3 protein-coding genes are annotated in these 1,862 nt (G+C 28.5%); all 3 read left to right on the forward strand.

The features are described from left to right. The first annotated feature begins 35 nt into the window (after positions 1 to 35). Positions 36 to 548 carry a hypothetical protein gene (locus ABDZ93_RS20020; RefSeq protein WP_343828288.1) on the forward strand — a complete coding sequence of 171 codons (513 nt, stop codon included), beginning with the start codon at positions 36 to 38 and terminating at the stop codon, positions 546 to 548. A 333-nt stretch (positions 549 to 881) separates the two neighbouring features. Continuing rightward, on the forward strand, positions 882 to 1,397 hold the full coding sequence (locus tag ABDZ93_RS20025) for a hypothetical protein (protein WP_343828289.1): 516 nt from the start codon (positions 882 to 884) through the stop codon (positions 1,395 to 1,397). A 128-nt stretch (positions 1,398 to 1,525) separates the two neighbouring features. Beyond that, positions 1,526 to 1,862, forward strand: a 337-nt coding sequence (locus ABDZ93_RS20030; RefSeq protein ID WP_343828290.1) for a helix-turn-helix domain-containing protein, incomplete at its 3' end; no start/stop codon positions are given.

The following is a 1,862-nucleotide window of genomic DNA, read 5'->3' on the forward strand; positions in this document are numbered from 1 at the left end:
GTAAGATTAACTAATTTGCAATATTAAAAAATGAGGTGAGAAAAATAGCTACGTTTTATCATATTGATAGACTGGGAACATTAAAAGAAGGTCAAATTATAAATTTAATTAATTATAATGATCGCCTATTTGATGGTGAATTAGAATCAGATATTAAAGATTTAACCCAATTCTTTAATAATGGGATTTCACTAAGAGGGAGAACTTTAGAAGGAAATTCTAACTATATGGAATTGATATTTGAATTAGTTAGACGCAATAAATTTGTTAATAAAGTATCTAGGTTTGAAGCATTTTTTGGAATTGAAAATTTAGAAGAAGTAAATAGGTTTAAACAGGAATTACATATTTATAATCAAGTTGAAATATTTGAAGTTGAATGTAATGATTATTCTAAAGTAGATATGAACCTTGTAAGCCAGTACTGTGGATTAGAGATAGTAGTGGATGCTTATGACTATTGGGCGGGAAAGTGCTCTTGTAATCCATTATGGGAAATACTTATGAAACCTCCTATAAGGGTTAAAAGAAAAATTTGCTTTTTATAAAAGTAGGTACTTATGATTAAGATTAAACTAAGTTATAAAAATTAAGAGGACAAGGATATAAATTTATTGGTGATGGGGTAACCATTCGTGACTCTATAGTGTTGATAGTAACTACCCCATCTTTAAATCGCTCAAAATAGCTATGGAACGTCAATTCAATACATGGTAAGGTGTTTACACCTCTTATATGCTTGGAGTGCTTAAAATCGAATTATGAAGCATTGCAGTGATTCAATTAACTATTGCAAAAAAATATTATAATTCTAAATTCATTTTTATTATTCCATCAAGCCTGTAAAGAGTGTAAACTAGAGTTTAAAGGTGGGGTGTAAAGTGAATAATGAGAGTAAAGAATGGTTTAAAGTAATTGAAATCGCTGATTTACTAGGGTTAAGCAAGGTTAGTATATATAATAAAATTAAAACACTTGACAATGACGTTTTACAGCCTTTACAACGCAAGGAAAAGGGCATTACATACTATAACTACAAAATAATAGATATGATAGGAGATAATCCTATAGATAAGGCTAAAGACGAAGTTGTAGCTGACATTGTTTCAGATAAATATATAGATATTTATATATCAGAATTAAAAGAGGAAATTAAATTTCTCAAAGAACAAATTCGTTCCAAGGATGATTTAATTTTAAAGCAAGTAAAGTTGGTTGAAAACGAGCAGATATTGAAGAGAGAAGAACAAAAAGCAATTCAAATGCTTGAAGAATCTAAGGCAAAAGAAGTTGATGAAAAGTTAACAGTATGGAGAGAACAACATTACAGTTCAGAGATTAAAGAGATTAAAGAAAGCCCTTTACAAAGGCTTAAAAGGTTCTTTAAAAGTAAATAGTCTAGTTTGATATCCCTTAATTTTAAGGGGTATTTTTTTATTTATATAAATTTGTTACCACTACGATAACAATACATTGACATAGTAACAAAGTGTTGATATAATAGTAACATAGGAGGGTGATTTAAATGCCAAGCATAGGAGATTTAATTAAAGAAAAAAGAACTGAAAAAAATATAAGTCAAAGAAAACTTGCTGAATTATGCGGAATGTCATATTCCCATATATGCAGACTAGAAAAAGGTGAGAACATTCCAACTTTAGATACCATTACTAAAATATCGAATGCTTTAGGAGTGCCACCTGATATATTTACTTTTGACGAAAACGACGAACTTAGTGAATTCATGAAACAATCCATCCAACAATTAATGGATTCAGAAGTTGATTTATTTTTAAATTTAATATCACATATCAATGATAATTATTGCATTGATAAATTTGATTTAAGTGTATTAACAAATG

It is taken from the genome of Clostridium subterminale, from assembly GCF_039521425.1.
GTDB classification, from domain to species: Bacteria; Bacillota; Clostridia; order Clostridiales; family Clostridiaceae; genus Clostridium_J; species Clostridium_J subterminale.